Origin of the sequence: Rickettsia asembonensis (genome assembly GCF_000828125.2) — a bacterium.
GTDB classification, from domain to species: domain Bacteria; phylum Pseudomonadota; class Alphaproteobacteria; order Rickettsiales; family Rickettsiaceae; genus Rickettsia; species Rickettsia asembonensis.
In genome coordinates, this window is the sequence record NZ_JWSW01000001.1 from 64,412 (window position 1) to 86,066 (window position 21,655).

Genomic DNA, 21,655 nt, shown 5'->3' on the forward strand with positions numbered 1-21,655 from the left:
CTCCAATCAAGTCGTGGGATGACACTAAAATAATTTTGTTATTTTCTCTCTTCCTCTTTCTTCGGTACATCATTACGCTCGGCAAGGAATTTATTTGTAAATTCACCATCTCCTTCCGGTTTTCTAGCTTTATAATTTTGATCAATTATCTTGTCTTTGAAAACTCTAGCCGGAGCCATTGCAGCCTTTTTAATCGGTTTTGTTACCGAACCTATATCCTGCATAACGGCTCCCACAGGATCAGAACGTTCTTGATAATTTCCTGATATTCGTGCCGGTGTAACATTTGTAAGCATTCCGACTACTATATTTACAAAAGTTACTAAACCATATGACATCAAGCAATATGAATAAAATAATAAAGCCGTAGTAAACAATACTAAGAAAGTATTAGCGTTATTCATTAGAATATTCGAGCTACTAATTTCCGGTACATCCGGTACATAGAAAGGTATTCCTGGCAAGAACGGTAATGTAAAAGAGAAATTAATTGGAATACCAAGATTTGTTAAATCAAGCCCTATTTTTATTGGTATCAGAGTATCCCAACAGGCTCTAACTACTACTTTTAAAAGCTGCTCAGATAAAACCTGATCTATCAATAAAAAGAAAATCAATAATATTGTCGGCTGCACTACATAGCTAAGCAATGTCGATATCCAATTATCAAATAAACTTTTAGTTTTTTCAAATAACATTAATATTATGAAAAACGGTGCTAATGAAATCATAACAGTTAGCCCTATGAATGCAATAACATAGCCTATTATAACTTCTAAAATAGCTCTAAAATAAGTAATAAGTGAATAAATGGTTATAATAGCGATAAATGCTAAACCATTATGTATTTGTAATAATTCAATAAATAGTAATCCCCAAATCCTACCGTTAGTATATTTATCAAATATAGGATCAATAAAACCAAAAATATTAGCTCTAGAGCTTGTAGCACCCACTACGTTAGTTACAAAGAAATCAATACCGTTAGTAAATGCACTAAAGAAGTATGTATTAAAAAAGCTCCAACTTTCTTCTCTAATTAAAAAAGCTACTATAGCTATTTTGCATATACGTGTTATTACTTCTACGGCAGTTAATTTTAATGTTCCCGCAACGAACATTAGCCCAAATATAGTAACATAAAGGGTTAATGCAGCTTTAGCTATATTCTGCACTGCAGAATTTTTAACTAACTTAATATAAAAGTTCTGACTAAAAATTCTAAACTGATCGGTAATAGGTTTAATAGCACCGTTATATATTATATCAGAAAACCAAGTTGTACCGGTATAATTAGCATAATTTACACTAACCACCCCTTGTATATTACTATTAGGGTTTACCACCCTTAACCATAAATATCCATCTTGCGGTGCATCAGCCGCAAAGTTATAATCTACCGGCGTACCACGAACAGATGGATCAGGTAACATACCATCAGATGTTATTAAATATTCTAAACTTATATTTTGCTGATCACCCGGACTAATTGAATTTGCCCCATTACCTATTTCAACAATCATCGAATAACGACCGAAATATAAAAAATTAGCTGACCAATCATTCTTATTTATATAATCTACAAAATTAGCATAATTTGAAAAATTTCGGCTCCAATCACTCATTAAAACTGAATTACTAAATATGTTATTAACTTGCCAATCGCTAGTAAAATCCATAGTACCACCGCTAGTGGCTTGATAATATATAAAACTACTTTGAGTGCTACCTGAATTTACAAAACTCTGATCTCGTTCCTTAATAACCTGCCCGCCTACTTTAATTATCATCCCTCTACCTTGATCGTAATAGCAAGCAGGGCTAGTATTTATACCGGCATTAGCAGGACAAGAATTAATTAAGCCCATGAAATTCTGTACCGCTCCCGTTATCATAGGTTTACCGACTAATGCTTCGTTACTATTCATACTTTTATATTTTGTAGCTGAGCCAGTACCGCTACACCCGCTTGGTTTATCAGGATCTCTTGAAGCGTCTATAAGATCACATACCTCCTTTGCAGATGAGTAAATTATTCTATTATCAAAATTTCCAAGGTTACTTTGAGTATAAAGTGCAGAAGCAGCAAATATTGAACTATCAAGTTCCTGCGTTAAAATATTATCTAGAGTATTAGGGCTAAAAAAATTATCTTTACCAACTAAACTAATATTTACTACATCGCCGGCCTTAACCTCAATTCTCGAATTACCGTTAGAATAGTTAAAATATTTAACAAAATCAGACATTTTAGTAAATGAAAGTGCATCAAGGTCTTTATCAGGCGATATAGCCCCAGGTGTTGCACTGTTATTGTCCGTAACAAAACGAGGAAATCCTAAAGCTTCAAATTGTAATTTAGAATAATTATAAGTTTTAATGAAAACTTGCGGCGTACTAAACCTTGGATCAATTCTATATAATACTAGATATTTTCTAGGTTCAGGAGTAATACCTGAAGTAGACCAGTTTATTTTTAACAATTTACCTTTCTCAACAGTATTACCTGTTGATTGCCAAGTTCCGGCTGTAGATAAACTAATTCCTATATTACCCTCTTTAAAACTTGTAAATTCAGGCACTTCTAAACAACCGAATAAGCTTTTTAACACACCAAAACTGGTTGACATCCATGAAAAAGCATCATCAGCTTTAGCTGGCATCGCCATGAACAAAACTAATAAAATTAAACTCTTAAGAATTTTCATAATTTTAAATTGTTATCCAACACGTCATACCGTGGTTTTTATTTTTTGTCATTGCGAGCGACCAAAGACATTGTTGCATGGCTCGGTTTTCCGTCATTGCGAGAAGAATTACACAGTAATTCAACGAAGCAATCCGGTAAAAAATTCTGATTTACAGAATTTTTTTAATTATTTTTCTGGATTGCCACGTCGCTTCGCTCCTCGCAATGACGATTCGGGTATCCATGCAACAATGCCTTCCTGCCGTTGCTGGAATGACATAAAGCGAGCAATACAACAACGCTAATACCCGCTTGCAATGACGCCCCTATCCTCGTGCTTCAAGCTGCGGCGGTTCTGCATTTGTCTTCTTGCCCCCTTCTTTTGGCGTATTTTTCCTATTTTTCTCAGCCTAGCCTAATGTCTTATTGCGTTGTTTTAATCGTGCTTCCGCTCTGCCGGTAATACCTTGTCTTGTTTTATCATCCATTCCTATTGGACTTAATGCTTTTTGTCCTGCATCATGAGACATTCTACCACCAATTTCAGTAGCCGAAGGTCCAGCAGCACTAGTTAATTTTGCTACCATACGCCCTGAAAATTCGACATAACCATACATACCATAAGCAATAATAACTAGAGCTACGATATTTTGCATATTTACTCCCATCATACCCGACATATAATCCATTCCCCAAGGGGCAAACCAATTAATACAGAAGATAGGTACATTCAGCAATGCAATAGGTAAAGTATCGATAAATGGAATTTTTATCGGTAAAGCACATTTCCAACAAACGCTATAACCTAAAACAAAATCTAGATAAATGGTAAATAGCTGGGTTAACACTATAATACCTGCCATCATAACTACCGGTTCTATCATATAGCGGATCGTAAACCTCACCCAATTATCAAATAAATACCTAGTAAAATCAAATAATAAGAAACTAATAAATAAAGGGGCTATACCGATTAATATACAAGTTGCCATAAATGCCATAATATAAACGGCAACAGCTCTAAGTGCCGTAATAATTACTATACCAACCGCAATAAAAGTAATTATAAAATATATAATACCGCTAAGCCCAAGAGAAAGAAGTGAAAGTAATTGAGCGATAAAGGTTTGACTAAAAAATATTTTACTCATTACTGCATCTAAAAACATGAAAGGATTAGAAATAGTATTAGTAGAAGTAAACAAACTATATCCACTCATATTAGCAATGATTGCATCTGAAAAATTGGTAATTGCATCAAAAAGATAGTTATTGAAAAATTCAAAAGTATTACCGTTCATAAGTCCGCTAACTACCCCGATTTTTGCTATTCTAGTTACTAGCTCTTTTTGGTTTATCTTAGCAAAACCAAGCAAGAACATTGCTCCGTAAGTCATCACATACAGAATTAAAACTGCTTTAATATAGGTAAAAAAGTTAGTACAGGATAAATTATCAGTTGCTTTATAACATACCATATTTTTAAAAATAGAAGTAGCAGCCCCTTGCACTTTAGTTTTAAATAACTCAAGTAACGGATTCATTACTTTAATAGTAAAACTTCCTACTTTTAAGGATGTTGAGAAATGTACTTTATAGCTACCTTCACTATCTTTATAGTCCCTTAAATTATTATTAGGATCATTTAGAATTTTCATCCATATATAACCCGCCTCATTTGCGTTAAAGTTATATTTACCGTCGCTATTAACGTTAATTCCTTGAGGTGAATAGGTTTTACCGCTAGTATTCGGGTTTTCCGAAGGCTTTACTATTATGTATTGCACTCGTCCCCGATCATCAAAAGTATCGTTAAAACTATTACCATTCTCTCTATAACATTTAGTCTGTTTAATATTTAAAACATATCCTCCCGTATTCTTACTAGCATCTTGTGAGGTAGGAGACCAAAGCCTATATTGTAAATAGCTTTTTTCAGTATTGCTATTAAAAGGTATATTATATATAACTTTATATAAATATTTACCGTCTTTATCTTTATAGTCAGACGGTTGATCTGTATCTGCAACAAACTTAGCAAATTCTAGCTTAGAAGGCAGAGCTTGACTTACAGAACCCGCATCATTCATTTGATATATTAGTCCGGTTGGTCCTTTGCCTCCTTTACCGTCTGCCGTATACCAAAATCTTCGATTCTTTTGAAAATCTCCATCCTTACATATTCCTAAAGTACAATTTACACCTCCAATATAATCTTTATCTTTTTGGTTACGATCGCTAACACTATCAGGACATCGACCATTTGGAGGAATATTAGCATTATTAGAACATTGAAGAGCTGAATAGTCGATAAATAATTTACCTACGTCGTCAGACCACGAAAATGTAAAACTCCCATCATCTAGGTAGTTTTCTGGTGCTGGGCTAGTTATATTAGCCCAAGCTGGACATTTCTCTTTACATTCTGGTATCTTATCACAATTAGTATTACAGCCGAGTGCTCCCCAGTCGCAACCCATTTGCTCAAACCAGTTAGGACACCTCCATGTGACTTTACAATTCCAATATTTTTCTTTTAACTCACAAGCACTGACATACTCACCTAAATAAAAAGAATATTTTCCACAAATCGGCTCATAAGAAGTTTTGCCTTGGGAACAATTTTCCGTAACCTTAGTACCTTTAAAAGCATCCTCAACTGTCGCATCCGTATTGGCAAAATTAGGAGATATAGAAACTAAAACTCTATCATTGGCGTATAATTCAGCAATATTACGCCATTCATTATTTTTTGCATCCATTATTAGAGAGAGAGGCGGATTATTTGCATCGGTAATACGAGGAATCGGAATCATGTTACCTTTATCGTCTAAATTAGACTTGCCCGGTCTTGTACTTTCAGTAAATTGTACATTATCCTTTGGTACATAAGCTAAACACAAACTAACCTGACCGACCACTTGTAAATTCACCGGTTGATTGTTCTCTACTAGCACCTGAGTATTTAACCATTCACCGTAACGATTAGGATCAGGAATAAGCTGAGTCGTGCCGTCGGGCAACATCTTAGAAGTGTTTACATAATTAGCATTAGCATTAAGGGTTATAGTACCGGTTATTGAATCTGAACCTCCTTTACCGTCCGGAGCATATCTCATGTAGCAGCCGTCACCGACTTTTACTGCTCCTATCATACCAAGTGCTGCAAAAATAAAGCAAACTAACGTTGCTACTATAGCGAGTACTCCTAAAACTTTTAATAAGTTACTCTGCATATTCTATTATTTACCTCCACCCGTCAATAAGGCGTCTTTAGCACTACTACCTCCTTCTGTAGCAAGTGCATCATCTCCTTTCTGTCCTTCTTGGCGTTTACCTCCAACATCCAGCTTATCTCCTACCGGAGGCTTACCTTGTGAAGCCATGGCCGCATCCTTAAGGAAAGCTGCTCCTTTCTTTACTAAATCAACGATTTTAGTTGGACTTGCCGTTACTGCATCCATATTAGGACCATTAGTTAAATCAGAAGCAAATCGCCCTATAGATTTAGAGAAGTAATAAAAAATAACCGAAAATACTAATACGCACAAAAGTTCTGCTAAAATAGATACAACATCTTTAACAATTGATTTTATTGGGAAAAGTATCAATAAATGCTCTTCCCAACCTTCACCTGCATAATATTGTAACATTTTATATCCAAAACTTTCCTGACATTTATCTGCTCCGCCGTTAGGTAGCCTTAACTCAAAAGTGCTAAATCTAATATCCCCTTTTTCATAATCATATCTAAGAAATTCGCAATTTTTAAATATTGCAGAATCATACATAGTTATTAATAAAGCTATAAAACCTGCTACTACTGCCGGCTGCAATGCACATGAAATACATACTTTTAACCACCCGTCAAAATAAGCTTTTGTACGAGTAAATAGAGCCATAGGAATGAATATAGGAGAAATATATGTCATAACGTAAATAGTAATCATGCAAACTAAATAATGCGTAATAAAATATAAAAGTATAGATAAAAATATTACAGAAAATACTAGACCTGCTGCAAGTATAATAACGTTTCCAGCCATAAAGAATCCAAACATAACAGCAAAAAATCTAAGTGCTCCTGCTTTACTTAAATCTTTCGGTCTGTCTTTTTTGCCGTCAGGATCAAAATTAGGTATAGGTGTATTATTACCACCGGGACCATTACCGACTGAATTCCCTAAAACTCCATTCGTATCTATATTATAAAGTAAATCCAAGCCAAGATAATAACCTATACGGCAATCAATTGCATCCCATAAACCGTAAAATTTATAACCGTCCTTATACTTTGAATTATCAAATTGACATAATCCTCTAGAACCTGCTGCATTAAATATCATCTGTGCAAAGTCCGGTGCTGCTCCCGTCAAAAGAGGTAATCCATATTTTAACATACCGTTTTCTTTTGTCGGCTGACCGCCGCTAAAATCTAAAGGTCCAAGACCGATAGAAAAATAAGCAACAAATAAGAACTTTATTACAAAAAGAGCTATTTTTTCAGTACTTGCATATTCTTTATTTAGAGCCATATTAAAGGCAAAAAACATAGTATAAAGAATTAATGCCGCACCTATAATTCTCTTTAAATAACCTTGAAACGTAGAAAAAGCAGCAAGATTAGTTATTCTAGAATTTTGATCTTGAGAGCTACAACCATTTCCGGCAAAAAATATTTTATTAAGCGTTTCGCTCAAACATTGAACTGCAAGACCGGAAAAATTAATTAACGATTGACTATAATTTGCTCCCGTACAGCAACTTTTTCCTATATTACAATTTTCATCATCAGGCGGAGTAGGCAGCGGAGTAGCACTTAAAGATTTACATGCTACCGGCATCGGTCCTCTTGACGTAGGCATAACTAAACATAGATCATTATCCCATTTTTTAACCGTTAAAACGATATTCTTTAATACAGGATTTGCTCCAAGATCAGGATTATTATCAGTACTTAAATCACTAATTTTCTTAGAGTCCCCTTCATTTAAATTATATATGGTGCAAGGGCTACTATTACCTTCTATATTTTTAAAACAAAACGTTATACTAGACGCAGCTGAGTTACAATTACCTCTCGGATCTTTCATATCAATATTACGAATTATATAGCCATATGCCGTGTCCGTTTCTAAATACCCATCTGAAGTAGTCGGTAAACTAGAACATGATTCTCCAAAGCCGGCAAAGCTAGCTAAGCTTACAGACACTATACAAACTATAATAAATATCTTTAAGGTTTTAAGAGTTTTCATTAGAACTATTATCTTTTTTTTCTGTTACTACGCCGCTTTTTACTAACTCATCCCATGTCTTTTCAGCATTTGTACGTCGTTCTGATACTTCTCCTCCTTCTTGTTCTCTTACTCTTCCTCCGCCGCTTGCTACTAATTCGTTCCATGCTTTCTCTACTTCTGCACGTTTATCCCGAATCTCTGCATTTTCCCGTATTTGCTTTACTCCTGCCGGATTTTCATGTTCCTTTAAGTTAAAACTATAATCAATTACTCCTGTACCTTTACTTGTGCTGTCAACTTTTTCTTGTGGAGCTGCATTATCAACTTTTTCCTGTGGAGGCGGAGTATTATCAATCTCTTTTTTACTTTCTTGATTATTATCTCTTATGATTTTTCCAACACTTTCAGTTTCAATATTACTTTGCGGTGCAGGTGTAGAAATAGAAGTTCTAATACTAGCAGGCGGTGGTAAAACAGCTTCTGGAGGAGCAGGAGGAGAAGTAACAACATCTGATCTTGCTTCACTACTTACTGTTTTTGGGCTAGAAGTTGCTACAGAAGACGAAGCTGTCGGTGTTGTTACCGTAGGTGCCGACGTACCTCCACTTGCAGCAATATTATCATTTGGCCCTCCGCCTCCGCTCGTAGCAATATTATCACTTACTCCTCCACCTTGACCAGCTTTTAAATCACCAACTCCTCCTCTACTTGCTATCTGATCTACTCCCTTAGTTGCCGCACCCGCAGCAGCAAGGACTGCCATACCTGCCTTAAATATTGCTTGCGGTTTTATAGCAACATTATTAAGAGCTACTCCTTCCGTCATATCTGCAGCAAATTCAGCTAGCTGGCTACTAAAATTATACATCAAATATAATGTAAAACATGCCGTAACTAACGCAAGTAAAATATTTTTAATTTTCTCAAAAAGCACTTTTGGAGACATAAAAAACATTCCAGGCCCCAAAACTACTCCCGATAAAAACTGGAATTTAGCAAGAAATTTATCAGTAGGGGTATCTCCCGGTTTACTATCGACGATTTCACTTACACTATCTTTTGTAAAATTAAATGCCGTGGTAATCGGGTTATTTAACATATAACCTAAACTATTTTGACAGCTTTCTACAGCATCTTTATCAGGATATTTTGATGGATTATCCCAATCATTATCAATATAAAATATCAAAACATCACGACTTAAAGTACTGCCGCTCTGTGCAAGATTTTCTATACTATTGTGAATTAACTTGCTCTTATACTGACATTTACCGTAGAAACCATAATCATATACCGAAAACATCGTAATCATAAAAGTAACTACCACCATAGGCTGTAGCAAGAACGAAATCATCAGCTTAACCCAGCTGTCAAAATAATTTCTTGTATATGTGAATAAAAACATAGGTACAAAAAGAGGAGCTAAAATACCGAGTATTACTATAGATATCATACACATAATCGTTGCATTAACCATAAAGGCAGCAACCGAAATCACAAGTAACGGATAAGAAAGAGCGAGTGACACTAACATCATATTACCGGAGATTATCGCCGGAATTAGCAAATAAATATATGGTGGAGCACTAAAACTAAAGAAATCAAAATTTAAAAAATCATGGCTTCGATAAGCATTTTCGACAAGTAACGTAGATAATATATCAAGCCCTAAATAATGAGCTACCCTACAATCTAACGCATCCCATAATGCAATATAAGAAACGGTACCATCATAAGAAAGATTGTTAAATTTACATAAACCGGACGGAGCAGCATTCATAACCCAACTTGCTAAACCGTTTATACCGTCAAGTAAGAAAGGAAACGCCCACTGAATCATACCGTCTAGTCGGTCATACGGAGAGCCATTACCAGGAGTTATATTAATTCCTATTGAAAAATAAGTTACGAATATCATTTTCAATATAAAATTTATATACTCACTTTTTGGCGGTACTTCACCTGCAAGTAATAGTTTAAAGCCAAAAAACATAACATATAAAGTTAGAAAAGCCGTAACTATTTTATACATTCCTACTTGGAACTGAAATAATGCACTATCTTGCCTTGAAGCCAAATTAACCACTTGTTCTACATTATCAAAACTACAAACATCTTTACTAATTAGTAATCTAGCAATCATTTGCCTCATACATTCTATAAGAGGAGAAGTCATGACTACTGCAGTTTTTGAAGCATTATAAGCTTTTTGATAACATCCGCCGCCTGCTGCACTACAGGAAACTAAAGCTAAAGGATCGGTAGGCGTTTCCTTAGGATCCTGAATAAAATCCTTATCTGCTACATCCATAAAACTATTATACATGGACTTCGGAAACGGCTCTTTCATATATTTACAGCCGACGGGAACGTCTCCTGTAAAACCCTTTGTTGAAACACATATTCTATCTTTATCTTGAATAACTTTCCAATATATTACAGGGAAGCCTACATCAAATGCAAAACCGTCATCACCGGGCTTACCACTATATGGAATGTGATATTCCTTTTTTTTATTTTCCCACGCTTTCTTTATATCATCCCAAGGGTCGCCCCCTGTTAAGACGGCTTTAGCAATAGCAAGTGCCGATTCAGCAACAGATTTTGCCCGAGATACAATTAATTTAGCATTATTACATAAAGCAAAGCGTAATTCTGGATTTTTAGGATCAATTCTGTTTTCACGAGTACATTGACCTCCGGGGAAATTTCCAAAATTACTATCGTTAAATAAATCACTATCGTTTATTTTAAGCTTTAAAAACGTATTCATGTATAAAACGGGAGAGACAAGATTCATTACCGCAAAAGTAAAGAACGGAGCAACAACACATGTATGAGAAAATTCAGTACGCAGCAAATCGCCTACGCCTTGGGTTTCACAAGTTAAGCCACTCAAAATATCTACAATGCTATCAAGAGTATCCTTGGCATGGGTTTTAGTAACTAGCCCTAAATTTAGGGCAAAGCTTAATACTAATGTTATAAGTATACTACGAGGAAATAATTTCATGACTAGTTACTTACCTCGTATGAGATAGTTTTTAACGTCATTGCGAGGAAAAATTGAAAATTTTGACGAAGCAATCCAGTAAAAAATTCTAATTTACAGAATTTTTTTATTACTTTTTCTGGATTGCCACGCAGTCTACGCCTGCTCGCAATGACGACTCGGTATCCATTAAATCTATAATGTTTTAACTGCTTCATAAAATATAGGTAACCACTTATCCGGATCATTGCCGTATTTCTCTCTAATTTGATCGAGCAATATTACAGTCTCAACTCTGCCGGATAAAACACTAATTATATTATTCATACCGTCTAAGTTAACTTTAGCAACTACGGCATCTATTCCTTGTTTTATTAAAAAATAACGTGTAGTAGGGTCGGTAGTTTTAATTAAAATATATTCTCGCTGACTTAACATAAATGCACTACGATAAATATCCGTAGCTTTCAAATTAGGTAAAAAAATCTGCGTAGCTGTTTGTTGAATCAATGTATCACTAATTCTACTTTTTGCAGCATCTTCAACACTTTGCGTAGCAAATATAACAAAAGTATTTAATTTTCTCAACACTTTTAACCAATCTTTGATCTTAGGTGCAAATACCGGATTATCGATTAAAGCCCATGCTTCATCAAGTACTATCATAGTTTTCTGCCCATCTAAAGAGATATTAATGCGATGGAAAACATATAACAATACCGGTGCAAGGCTTACAGGGTCTTTAAGTAATTCAGTCATATCAAACCCGAATACCCTTGCTTTTTGTAAATCAATATCATCTACTTCATTGTCAAATATCTTAGCATGTGAACCTTTACCAACCCACATTGCAATCCTACTTGCCAAACTATTTGGTGTATCAATACCAAGAAATGCTATAACATTACTAAGCTTTCTGTCTTTTTTCTCTAATCTAAAATTACCACTTATTGCTTGAGATAAGATTTTATTATCTTGTGCAGTTAAACTTTCACCGTTAGAAGTTACAAGTACACGAAGCCACTCTAAAATAAATGTTCTATTCTCACTAGTATCTTCAAGCTGCAAGGGATTAAAATTACATTTTAATCCCGGATCAATTACCGTATAAACTCCGTTTAAAGCACGTATAAATATTTCTGCTCCTCGATCTTTATCAAAAAAGAACATACGAGGTTTGAATTTTTGTGCTTCCGCACATAAAAAATTCATAAGAACTGTTTTACCGGCACCAGTTGGACCGATAATTAGAGTATGTCCAACATCCCTTACATGGAAATTAAAATAAAACGGCGTACCTGAAGTAGTATCAAGTACTGTGACATATTCTCCCCAATGGTTATCTCTAATTTTACCGAGCGGATAATTATGTTGTGAGGCAAAGCTAGCCATATTAAGAGTATTTATAGTGGATTTACGTACTATATAATCCATATTTCCCGGCAACTGTCCCCAATAGCTAGGTTCCATGTTAACTTTTTCTCTAACCGGCTGAATTCCTGAATTAGAAAGCTCAACTGCTGCCATTGATAATATATCTTCCAAAGCTTTAATATTATTCGCGGAACATAAAAGCGATAAATGATGCTCACCGAAACCGATATCACCGCTAGTGGCCATATCAAGGGCCGTATTAATTTCAGCAATTTGCGAAGTAGCTTTATCACCGGATTGTATCATTCTATTTTGCTGTAATTGCATTTTACCGATCGCTATGGTTCTATTAGCAAAGACAAAGCTTTGAGTCATGACAAATTCAAAAGGCATTTGCAGGAATCCGTCAAAAATTCCTGCCGAAGTATTAGGCCCGTATTCAAGTATACTGATCATTCCGGCATATTTTTTGCCAAGCGGACTTCTTGCTTCAATAGTACGAGAATCAAAAAATAAGCGATGAGTCGGTAAATATTCGTCAATAGTACCACGCGGTAATGCTATAGGACCCGGTGAATCGCCGCAATTGATTAAAGATGAAAGGAATTCTAAAATTTCACAATAACTACCTGACTGCGTTTGACGAACTCCAAGTAATCTTGCTCCGTAACTTCTGAATGTATTAACCACTCTAGTTGACATTTCTTGAAGATTTTCTTTCATCTCTTTCATGTCATTTTCCCAAGCGGTTTTATTAGATTTTTGTCTAAGCTTCTTTAGAAAATACTCAACTATAGCAGCACCGCCGGTATCAGGCTTATATAAAATACTAACATATAATTCGTTAAAAAATGACCTAGCACCCGCATGTCTCTTACGCCATTCCGCACCTAAATAAGTAATAAAATCATTAGGTACTTTTACGGTAGGATCATAAGTAAATTCCGTATCGTCAAATATTACTGCTTTACGTCTTCTAATAGTATGGAAATACATAACGATATTTCCCGAAGCCATATTTTTAAGTAAGGCATTTCTGATATTCTTTTTAATGTCTAAATCTTCATCATCAGCAGTTTCAAAAGAAAATCCGTTTATTTTAATAACTTGTAATAAAGAATTATCTTTTGTTAAAATAGTATTACTATCCCAATGACATTTATAAGGAATAAAATGCGAAGTTGGTCTTTCTTGTTTAGACCTTAATTCCTTAGCTGCTCTAGTTCTAAATAACTTCATTACCTCACCTAATTTAACTATTTTGATTTATTTTGTCATTGCGAGAAGAGGCGAGGCCTCGACGCGGCAATCTCAGAAATTTTATACTGTCAGCCTACGGCTGCTCTCAAGGCATTGTTGCGTAGACCGGTAAAACCTACTGTATCATCTAGTTCGCTTGACCACGGGGGCCATAAAAACAATAAAAAATACTAATAATTTTAGTATTTTTAACTGGATCCCGTGGTCAAGCCACGGGATGAGACAGAGGTAAAACTGATCTACGCAACAACAACTGCTTGCAATGACGGTTTAGCATCCACGCGAGAATAACATAAAACTCAAATATTATACGAATTTGCTCCGTAGTAAAATTTATTAGGACATTGGCTAGTTCTTGACATTTTATTTAAATATAGCTCTATGAATCTCGGTTCTTTAAAACATATAATATAAGCTACCAAATGCAAAGCAGCTGCAATGAATAAAATCATAATGCCGTTATTCCAAATAAATACTATCATCGTCATTATCATATTTAATGCAGCAAACTTAATACTTACTCCAAATATCATCGGCGGTCTAGTTAACCCTACAAATAAAAGATCAGATGCTAATGCTCCTGCCATAAAAAACCTCTATTAATTTATATTAATATCAAACATAGTTGACAATATTGAATTCGGTACTTCACTATTCACAAAATGTACGTAACCGTTATTATTTTCAAGTGTATTAACTGCTATCTTAATTAATTCTTCTTCGATGAAATTATTACTATCATCTAACATTGATTTTAATAAGTTAATATCTCGTATTTTTATATTATACGGAAATATCTCTAATACCTGTAATATCTCATATGGCAATATTAAATGTTCCGCACTTAATGCAGAAGCAATTGTTGCTACCGTTAAGTTAACATTTAATAAATGCGTTTTTTCCTGATCATCATTAGCAAATGGTGCTATCACGGGTATAATATTATTATCTTCAAAATTTAATAAAATTTCCGGATTAATCATAATAGGTTCACTTAAAAAACCAATATTTATAACATCATGATTTACAATTTTTCGGTGAGATAATTTTGACTTTTTTGCTTGCAGTAAATTAGCATCCTTACCTGAAATACCAACTGCACAACAACCTATACTACTTAACTTTGTTACTATAAGCTTGTTAACGTAACTAGATAAAATTTCCATAATAATAGGATTATTTAGAGAACTATAGTTGCTTATTTTACTAATTTTCTGACTAAAATTTTCATCTATTTGTGATATTAAAGACGAACTTCGTAAATCAATATGATCATGTACTATATATATTTTAGCACCGCACATCTCAAGCAATCTAACAGATTCAATAAAAGCCGTAAATAATTTATCGTCAATAATAATAGCAGCAGGTAATTTTAGAACTATTGCTTGATTCTTCAGCTCACTACTACACTTTATTATATTCTTAATTATAGCAATGTTATTTAATGAAGAAATACTATCTACCTCTTTACCTTTGAGGTTTGATGCATTTTGCCAAACTAGCCTTAAGTTCTCTTGCACCTTCTTTACTCCTACTACTTACATACATAACATTACATGAGTAGTTTAAAGTTGCAAGAAAATTCTGTGCTTCATCGTTAAGGTTTTTACGATCCGTAACTTTATCGGATTTTGTGAAAATAATTTGAAATTCTCTTTTATTTGCAAGTAATAGCTCTGCTACTTTCTTATCGTTTTCTTTTATACCTCTTCTTGAATCAATCAATAAGTTAACTAACCTTAAATTATAACTATTTCGTAAATAATAACTAATTAACACTTCCCACTGTTCTTTGACTGATATAGGAACATTAGCAAAACCATAACCGGGAAGGTCAACTATAATAAGTTTATCTGCAAGGTTAAAAAAATTGATTTGCTTAGTACGTCCAGGAGTATTAGAAACTTTAGCAAGATTTTTATTATTACATATCGTATTTATTAGGCTTGATTTGCCGACATTTGACTTACCGACAAAAGCAATTTCTGGTAATAAAAAATTGGGGATTTGATTTATATTCATAGCACCAGCTACAAATTTAGCTTGATGACGAAAAAGCTTACTGCCATCAGTCGATTTTGTATGCACTATTTTCTGAGTAGTCATAATTTGCTTTCGTATTTGATGTAATTAGGCATTGCCCGAGTGAATATCGAGTCGTCATTGCGAGGAAATTAGGTAGTAATTGTACGTACGCAATCTAGTAAAAAATTCTGATTTACAGAATTTTTTTTATTATTTTTCTTGGTTGCCATGCAAGTACTACGACTGCTCGCAAAGAATTGTTGCGTGGATACCGATGTCATTCCTGCTTCCGCAGGAATCCAGAAAATAGTATAAATACAGCAAATTTTTTGAAATTAAAAGCTCGATTTATCTCGCTTTATGCTGGATTCCCGCCTACGCGGGAATGACATAAAGAGCATTTACCAGTCCACACAGTCAATGCTTTCTCATAAAGACAGGAAAACCAAACCATGCAACAACACTGATTTAGGAATGGCATCAGCAGACTTCAATAACTCTATAAATGGGTTAGAATGACATTAAAAAAATATGGTAGCGGGGGCTGGATTTGAACCAACGACCTTCAGGTTATGAGCCTGACGAGCTACCGAGCTGCTCCACCCCGCAATAATTGAGAATTGACGATTTATCTGTGTTATATTGTGATTTAGTCCAATACTATGCGAATATTGCTAGTGTCATTCTTGCATAGATACCGAGTAATCATTGCGAGCATCCATAGGCTGCGTGGCAATCTCATGAAATAATAATAAACTCCTGAGATTGCGGACGTACAATTGCTATGCAATTTCCGTAGCTCAGACGACCTTCAGTATCCACAAACAAAGCTTAACTAGCTTCTTTCTTACCACCGAAAGAAAGACCTGAGAATCTTTTATTGAAATCACTAACACTTTTGTTCGATTGATTTACTACATTTCCGGAATCTTTATTCCATGCTGGATGCTTTCTAAAATCAACATCCATTAAAATTTCACCTGTAGGATGAGTAGACATTGTTTCAAAAACATCGCTTCCTACTTTAATCAAAAACTTTTTATATTCTGGATGTATACCGCTTTTCATAATGATTTTGCCGTTTTAGTCTGAATTATTTTTTTCTTAATAGCTCTAGCGTTACTTGATAAAACATTATCATCGGCTTTTAGAATATACGCATCAAAACCGCCGGCTTTTTCCACTGAACTAATACATCTAGCATTAACCGATAATCTATATTCTCCAGCTGTTATATCACTTGTAAACTTAACTGACCTTAAATTAGGCTCAAAACGTCTTCTAGTTTTACGTTGAGAATGTGATACATTGTTGCCGTATAAAACACCCACACCTGTGAGTTCGCACTTACGTGACATAAGCTAAATACCTTAAAACTTATAAATATACAATAGATAAAAAATATAAAGTAATACTCCCCTAGTGTCAAGAGCTAATCATTTACGGTACCGTTTTTTATTTATCAACATTTAAATATACTTTATATTTGCTTAGCTTTATCTAATTATTATATTGTTATTTAGATTAAACTAATAGTTTGTACTAAGCTTTATGTGGAAAATACAAAATTTAATTAATGTATTTTATTGGACTTCTATTGGACTTCGCTATTTTGTGGAGGAAAATCATTCATGATAATAAATTTAATAATTTTAGCCATATTATTAAATTTATTATTATACAATAATACTGACAAATGGATTATTAAACAAAAAATTTTTGCATTTATTACCTTAACTATAAGCAATATTCTTTTTTATAACTTTAACTTCTTTAAAACTTTTTCTAATACAAAATATATTTATTTTATTTCTTTTTTTATAACATTTATTATATTTGCTATGTTATATTATATAATACTTATGTTTATTTATTCAATTTCTGAAATAAAAATTAAATCAGTGATTAAATATAATAATAAGGAGTAATATTTATTCCTTACCGCTTAACTCTAGAGGCCCTCTTCTTGCAGCAGTAATTGCTGAGGGTGATTTTAAAAAATCTTTCTTATGCCCAGACATATTTATACCTCCTATATATTAATTAGGCAGGCATAAGTATAATTACAACTTTTAATTAAATCAAGGGTTATTTAATTAACTTTTAGGGGTTGTTAAAGTGAATAAGAGATATTGGCAATCATTTACGGTCCGTTTAGTGAAGAAATAAAGATAGGTACGATGTATTTATATATGAAATAGGCACAAGCCAAGCCTAACATAGTACCGATAACAATTATACGGAATTTTGCAGGACTAAAAATTAAAATAACTATTCCAAGAATAATTACTATTTTTATTATATCATCTGTCGTATAAGAGCTAGAGTTTATAGCATAAACATTTGGTTTATACCTAGAAATATTATTATACATAATAAGTTCTTAAACATTTTATACCTCTATAGGACCGGTAGTTAATCCATTTATAAATTGTTTTAAATAAGGATTATCACTATTACGCATTTCATCTTTACTACCGTACCATTTAATTTTTCCTTGATAAATCATAGCTACTTCTTTAGCTATTTTTTCGGCACTAATCATATCATGAGTTATAGTAATCGTAGTTGCCCCTAACTCTTCTTGGATTTTTATAATTAATTCGTTGATAACATTTGCCATTATAGGATCAAGCCCTGTGGTCGGTTCATCAAGAAATAAAATCGACGGTGTACTACAAATAGCCCTAGCAAGGGCTACTCTTTTTTGCATTCCACCCGATAATTCGGAAGGGTAAAGATCAAGTATTCTAGGAGATAATCCAACGGAATTCAGCTTTGCACCGGCAAGGTCGTTTTTTTCTTTCTTAGATAATTTTTTAGTCTCGAAAGTAATATTATCACGTATATTTAAGGAGTCAAATAATGCTCCGCCTTGAAATAAAAAGCCTATACCGTCCATAATCTCAAATTTTTGTTTACTTGAGATATCTTGGATTTCTACATTATCAATAAAAATTTTACCTTTATCAGGTTTAATTAGTCCTACTATATTTTTAATTAGAACCGATTTGCCACTACCGGAACCGCCTAAAATAACTAATGAACTGCCCTTTTTTACATCCAAATCTATTCCGTCTAACACCTTATGATTAGCAAATGATTTATATAATGACCGAATTTTAATTTTAAATTCTTCCTTTGTACTCATATTTTATACTTTAAAAAATAATTCGGTTATTAAATAATTACTGATTAAGATAAGGATAGAAGAATTTACTACTGCCGAGGTAGTAGCTCTTCCCACTCCCTTAGCCCCTTTACCTGAATAATAGCCGCTATAACAACTTATTATAGAAATAATAAACCCAAAAACTCCCGCTTTAACAAGACCGGAAATTACGTCAATCGGTTCTAAATACTGAAAAGTACTGGTTAAATAAGCCGTGCTATTAAAATCAAGTTTATATACCCCTACCAAATAACCGCCCATAACACCAATTATATCACCGATTAAAACAAGACAAGGCATTGTAATAATAGCTGCTATTACTCTTGGAAAAACTAAATATTTAATAGGATCAGTAGATAAAGTATATAAAGCATCTACCTGCTCCGTTACTCTCATCGTAGCTATTTCGGCGGCGATTGATGCCCCGACTCTTCCAGCTACCATTAGTCCGGCTAAGACAGGTCCAAGCTCTCTAGTCAGCGATAATACTACTACCGTTGCAATGGAACTTTCAGCCGAGAAACGAGAAAAGCCTGTATAGCTCTGTAATGCAAGTACCGCACCTGAGAAAAAAGTCGTCATCGCAACAACCGGAAGCGAGTGAAACCCGATAAATAATAATTGTCTGATGATTAAACTCAAATATAAAGGCAGTCTTATGATACTGCTAACGGCAGCAAAGCTAAATAGAGAAAAACTACCTACACTTTGTGCAAACTTTATAGTACGTTTACCGACCGAATTAGCTATATTTAATAACATTTGTGTATATTTTTTTGTTTTATAATTATTATCTAAATCGTCATGAACAGGCATTGCTGCGCGGACCGGTAAAACTTACTCAATGTCATCCCCGCGTAGGCGGGGATCCAGAAAAATAACTTCAAATATCGATATGGGAGTTATTTATTTAAAAAATAAACCTAAAAAAACAAGTTTTTTGTCGGTTTTACTGGATTCCCGCTTTCGCGGGAATGACATAGAGTAGGTTTTTCGATCCATGCAACAAGGCTTTCAGTCGCTTAGCTCATGACGATTACTTATAAATTCTTTTATACCTACTACCGAGACTAGTCAATACCTCATACCCGATAGTACCTATAATAATCGCTATTTTATCGGGCGTGCAATAATTTCCGATAATTTCCGCTTCCTGCCCTAGAAAAATATCAAGCGGTGGTAGATCGGTAACATCGATATTTATCAAATCCATCGATATTCGCCCTACTATAGGAACGCTGCGACCATTAATAAATACTTCGCCTTGATTACTAAAATTACGACTAAACCCATCGGCATAACCAAGCGGTAACGTTGCAATAATACTATCACGCTTAGTTGTAAAAGTCATATTATAACCGATATGGCTATCTAGTGTCAAATTCTGTAAATGAATTATAGGAGCTTTTAAGGTTACGGGATTTTTCATTACAGGATTAAGCCCATATAAAGCAGCGCCTGGTCTTGCTAAATCAAAATGATAATCTTGTCCTAAAAATATGCCGCCGGAATTAGCAAGGCTTGCTTTAACGTTTGGGAAATATTGTAAATAAGTTTTAAATCTGTTTAATTGCTCTAGATTATAAGGATTATCTATTTCCTCGGATATAGCTAGATGGCTTATAATATATTGTAAATCCAGCCCTTTTAACAAATCACGATCATTAATTAGCTGCTCTATTTCATCAGAGCTTAAGCCAAAACGATTAATCCCCGTATTGAAATGTAAATAACAAGGCAATAATTGGTTTTTCAAATTACTAAATTTTTGCCAAATTTCTATTTGTTTTAAATTATTTAGAACAGGGGTTAAATTATATTCTATAAGCTCTAAAGCATCATGTTCAAAAACGCCGTTAAGAACTAAAATATTTACATCATTATCTAGTGCTTTGGGCGTTGTTGCATGGCTCACTTCCTTCTCTGTCATCCCACGACTTGATCGCGGGATCCAGTCTTTTTTAATTTTTTTCTGGATACCATGGTCAAGCCACGGTATGACACCGAGCGGGTTTTTTGAGCCATGCCACGAAGCTAGAGCTTTACGTAAATTCACTCCTTCTTCACTTGAGGCCACAAAAAAATGCCTACAATTTTCTTCTATTAAAGCTTTAGAAATTTGCACTGCTCCAAGACCGTAACCGTTAGCTTTAACGGCAGCACCGACTAATGAGGTTTTGCAAATATCTCGTAATAAAAGATAATTACTTTTTATTGCAGATAGATTTATTTCTAGAGTACACAAGCTCATAGTATATTTCTTAACTCTTTTACGGTAATTGGCATTACCGGTATTATATGAAATTTTGGAGGTAAGTCACCTACTTCTATAGTATCGGTAACAAAAATATTATCTATTACCGAATTTTCAATTTTATCTTTAGAAGCGGCAGCAAGCACAGCATGAGTTATAAAAGCACTAACCGATAAAGCCGAATGTTCTTTTAAAAATCTTGCTGCTTTTACGATTGTTTTGCCGCTATCTATAATATCATCAATTAATATGCAATTTTTGCCCTCTACACTACCTATTATTGATATCATCTCGCAATTATTATTTATATCCCTTTCTTTGTTTATATAAGCTGAACCTATATTTAATAAATTACTAATTTTTTGAACTCGATTGATACTTCCTTTATCAGGTGCAACTATAACGAAATTGCTATAAGTTCTTAAAAACGGGATATATAAATTTATAGTTTCAAGATTAGAAATAGGAATATTAAAAAATTTCTCTATTTTATCGGAATGTAAATCAATAGTAATTACATGGTTTACTCCGAGCTTCTCTAAAAAATCTGCTATTAACTTAGCAGGAATTATATTTTGAGAATTTATATTATGGGAGTGTTGAGATATGAGTAGTAAGAGGTTATAATGGAAGCGTTGAGAGATAA

Annotated in this window: 19 protein-coding genes, 1 tRNA gene and 1 pseudogene; 2 read left to right on the top strand and 19 right to left on the bottom strand. The window is 34.0% G+C overall.

Going from position 1 to position 21,655, the window contains the following annotated elements:
* Positions 1-38 precede the first annotated feature (38 nt).
* Positions 39-2,708, bottom strand: a complete 2,670-nt coding sequence (locus SB78_RS00420) for a TrbL/VirB6 family protein (RefSeq protein ID WP_041077577.1) — start codon at positions 2,706-2,708, stop codon at positions 39-41.
* A 73-nt stretch (positions 2,709-2,781) separates the two neighbouring features.
* Between SB78_RS00420 and SB78_RS08700 the strand changes: the two genes are divergently transcribed.
* Positions 2,782-2,994 carry a hypothetical protein gene (locus SB78_RS08700; RefSeq protein WP_241773630.1) on the top strand — a complete coding sequence of 71 codons (213 nt, stop codon included), beginning with the start codon at positions 2,782-2,784 and terminating at the stop codon, positions 2,992-2,994.
* Positions 2,995-3,099: 105 nt separating this feature from the next.
* Here SB78_RS08700 and SB78_RS00425 read toward each other — a convergent pair whose 3' ends face one another.
* From SB78_RS00425 to SB78_RS00495, 16 genes and pseudogenes are all read right to left on the bottom strand, one after another.
* Positions 3,100-5,925, bottom strand: coding sequence for a TrbL/VirB6 family protein (locus SB78_RS00425; RefSeq protein ID WP_410524482.1), 2,826 nt, complete (start codon positions 5,923-5,925; stop codon positions 3,100-3,102).
* 6 nt (positions 5,926-5,931) lie between these two features.
* On the bottom strand, positions 5,932-7,947 hold the full coding sequence (locus SB78_RS00430; protein ID WP_041077579.1) for a TrbL/VirB6 family protein: 2,016 nt from the start codon (positions 7,945-7,947) through the stop codon (positions 5,932-5,934).
* Positions 7,934-10,942, bottom strand: coding sequence for a type IV secretion system protein (locus SB78_RS00435; RefSeq protein WP_041077581.1), 3,009 nt, complete (start codon positions 10,940-10,942; stop codon positions 7,934-7,936). Before SB78_RS00435 ends, SB78_RS00430 begins: the two co-directional genes overlap by 14 nt.
* 2 nt (positions 10,943-10,944) lie before the next feature.
* Positions 10,945-11,139, bottom strand: a complete 195-nt coding sequence (locus tag SB78_RS00440; protein WP_041077583.1) for a hypothetical protein — start codon at positions 11,137-11,139, stop codon at positions 10,945-10,947.
* Positions 11,117-13,534 carry a VirB4 family type IV secretion/conjugal transfer ATPase gene (locus tag SB78_RS00445; RefSeq protein WP_041077585.1) on the bottom strand — a complete coding sequence of 806 codons (2,418 nt, stop codon included), beginning with the start codon at positions 13,532-13,534 and terminating at the stop codon, positions 11,117-11,119. Before SB78_RS00445 ends, SB78_RS00440 begins: the two co-directional genes overlap by 23 nt.
* A gap of 320 nt (positions 13,535-13,854) precedes the next feature.
* Positions 13,855-14,142 carry a type IV secretion system protein VirB3 gene (locus SB78_RS00450; protein ID WP_010976817.1) on the bottom strand — a complete coding sequence of 96 codons (288 nt, stop codon included), beginning with the start codon at positions 14,140-14,142 and terminating at the stop codon, positions 13,855-13,857.
* A 12-nt stretch (positions 14,143-14,154) separates the two neighbouring features.
* Complete coding sequence (locus SB78_RS00455; protein WP_041077588.1) at positions 14,155-15,078, bottom strand: amino acid kinase family protein; 924 nt, start codon at positions 15,076-15,078, stop codon at positions 14,155-14,157.
* Entirely contained in the window at positions 15,026-15,664 is a 639-nt protein-coding gene (gene yihA, locus SB78_RS00460; RefSeq protein ID WP_041077590.1) for a ribosome biogenesis GTP-binding protein YihA/YsxC, read from the bottom strand. The genes SB78_RS00455 and yihA overlap by 53 nt, the downstream gene beginning before the upstream one ends.
* A 68-nt stretch (positions 15,665-15,732) precedes the next feature.
* The gene (locus tag SB78_RS11390) at positions 15,733-15,864 is read right to left on the bottom strand and encodes a hypothetical protein (protein WP_277813923.1); all 132 of its coding nucleotides are present in this window, start codon (positions 15,862-15,864) and stop codon (positions 15,733-15,735) included.
* Between the two features lie 77 nt (positions 15,865-15,941).
* Positions 15,942-16,064: a hypothetical protein gene (locus SB78_RS11395; protein ID WP_277813924.1), complete on the bottom strand. Its 123-nt coding sequence runs from the start codon at positions 16,062-16,064 to the stop codon at positions 15,942-15,944.
* Between the two features lie 51 nt (positions 16,065-16,115).
* Positions 16,116-16,192 (bottom strand) — tRNA-Met (locus SB78_RS00465).
* A gap of 222 nt (positions 16,193-16,414) precedes the next feature.
* Complete coding sequence (gene rpmE, locus SB78_RS00470; RefSeq protein ID WP_014412015.1) at positions 16,415-16,651, bottom strand: 50S ribosomal protein L31; 237 nt, start codon at positions 16,649-16,651, stop codon at positions 16,415-16,417.
* Positions 16,648-16,941 (bottom strand): 50S ribosomal protein L28, encoded by a 294-nt coding sequence (rpmB, locus tag SB78_RS00475; protein WP_004996729.1) that lies wholly within the window; start codon positions 16,939-16,941, stop codon positions 16,648-16,650. The genes rpmE and rpmB overlap by 4 nt, the downstream gene beginning before the upstream one ends.
* 785 nt (positions 16,942-17,726) lie before the next feature.
* Positions 17,727-17,974, bottom strand: a pseudogene (locus tag SB78_RS00485) (DUF5510 family protein).
* Between the two features lies 1 nt (position 17,975).
* A complete protein-coding gene (locus SB78_RS00490) occupies positions 17,976-18,734 on the bottom strand; it encodes an ABC transporter ATP-binding protein (protein WP_041077598.1) in 759 nt (252 codons plus the stop codon).
* Between the two features lie 3 nt (positions 18,735-18,737).
* Complete coding sequence (locus SB78_RS00495) at positions 18,738-19,517, bottom strand: MlaE family ABC transporter permease (RefSeq protein WP_041077607.1); 780 nt, start codon at positions 19,515-19,517, stop codon at positions 18,738-18,740.
* Positions 19,518-19,599: 82 nt separating this feature from the next.
* Between SB78_RS00495 and SB78_RS09530 the strand changes: the two genes are divergently transcribed.
* Positions 19,600-19,743, top strand: a complete 144-nt coding sequence (locus tag SB78_RS09530) for a hypothetical protein (RefSeq protein ID WP_158510068.1) — start codon at positions 19,600-19,602, stop codon at positions 19,741-19,743.
* Between the two features lie 48 nt (positions 19,744-19,791).
* Here the strand turns inward: SB78_RS09530 and SB78_RS00500 are convergent, their stop codons facing one another.
* Positions 19,792-21,006: an alanine racemase gene (locus tag SB78_RS00500; protein WP_041077600.1), complete on the bottom strand. Its 1,215-nt coding sequence runs from the start codon at positions 21,004-21,006 to the stop codon at positions 19,792-19,794.
* Positions 21,003-21,655: ribose-phosphate diphosphokinase (locus tag SB78_RS00505; RefSeq protein WP_052458451.1), on the bottom strand; the 653-nt coding region annotated here is incomplete at its 5' end. The genes SB78_RS00500 and SB78_RS00505, both read right to left, overlap by 4 nt.

Bases quoted from the DNA above. Each gene is read 5' to 3' on its own strand.
- SB78_RS00500 (WP_041077600.1), bottom strand. From the start codon at position 21,006: ATGAGCTTGTGTACTCTAGAAATAAATCTATCTGCAATAAAAAGTAAT.
- SB78_RS11395 (WP_277813924.1), bottom strand. From the start codon at position 16,064: ATGCCATTCCTAAATCAGTGTTGTTGCATGGTTTGGTTTTCCTGTCTT.
- SB78_RS09530 (WP_158510068.1), top strand. From the start codon at position 19,600: ATGTCATCCCCGCGTAGGCGGGGATCCAGAAAAATAACTTCAAATATC.
- SB78_RS00495 (WP_041077607.1), bottom strand. From the start codon at position 19,517: ATGTTATTAAATATAGCTAATTCGGTCGGTAAACGTACTATAAAGTTT.
- rpmB (WP_004996729.1), bottom strand. From the start codon at position 16,941: ATGTCACGTAAGTGCGAACTCACAGGTGTGGGTGTTTTATACGGCAAC.
- SB78_RS00430 (WP_041077579.1), bottom strand. From the start codon at position 7,947: ATGAAAACTCTTAAAACCTTAAAGATATTTATTATAGTTTGTATAGTG.
- SB78_RS00490 (WP_041077598.1), bottom strand. From the start codon at position 18,734: ATGAGTACAAAGGAAGAATTTAAAATTAAAATTCGGTCATTATATAAA.
- SB78_RS00425 (WP_410524482.1), bottom strand. From the start codon at position 5,925: ATGCAGAGTAACTTATTAAAAGTTTTAGGAGTACTCGCTATAGTAGCA.
- SB78_RS00440 (WP_041077583.1), bottom strand. From the start codon at position 11,139: ATGAAGCAGTTAAAACATTATAGATTTAATGGATACCGAGTCGTCATT.
- rpmE (WP_014412015.1), bottom strand. From the start codon at position 16,651: ATGAAAAGCGGTATACATCCAGAATATAAAAAGTTTTTGATTAAAGTA.
- SB78_RS00435 (WP_041077581.1), bottom strand. From the start codon at position 10,942: ATGAAATTATTTCCTCGTAGTATACTTATAACATTAGTATTAAGCTTT.
- SB78_RS11390 (WP_277813923.1), bottom strand. From the start codon at position 15,864: ATGACATCGGTATCCACGCAACAATTCTTTGCGAGCAGTCGTAGTACT.
- SB78_RS00420 (WP_041077577.1), bottom strand. From the start codon at position 2,708: ATGAAAATTCTTAAGAGTTTAATTTTATTAGTTTTGTTCATGGCGATG.
- SB78_RS00445 (WP_041077585.1), bottom strand. From the start codon at position 13,534: ATGAAGTTATTTAGAACTAGAGCAGCTAAGGAATTAAGGTCTAAACAA.
- yihA (WP_041077590.1), bottom strand. From the start codon at position 15,664: ATGACTACTCAGAAAATAGTGCATACAAAATCGACTGATGGCAGTAAG.
- SB78_RS00450 (WP_010976817.1), bottom strand. From the start codon at position 14,142: ATGGCAGGAGCATTAGCATCTGATCTTTTATTTGTAGGGTTAACTAGA.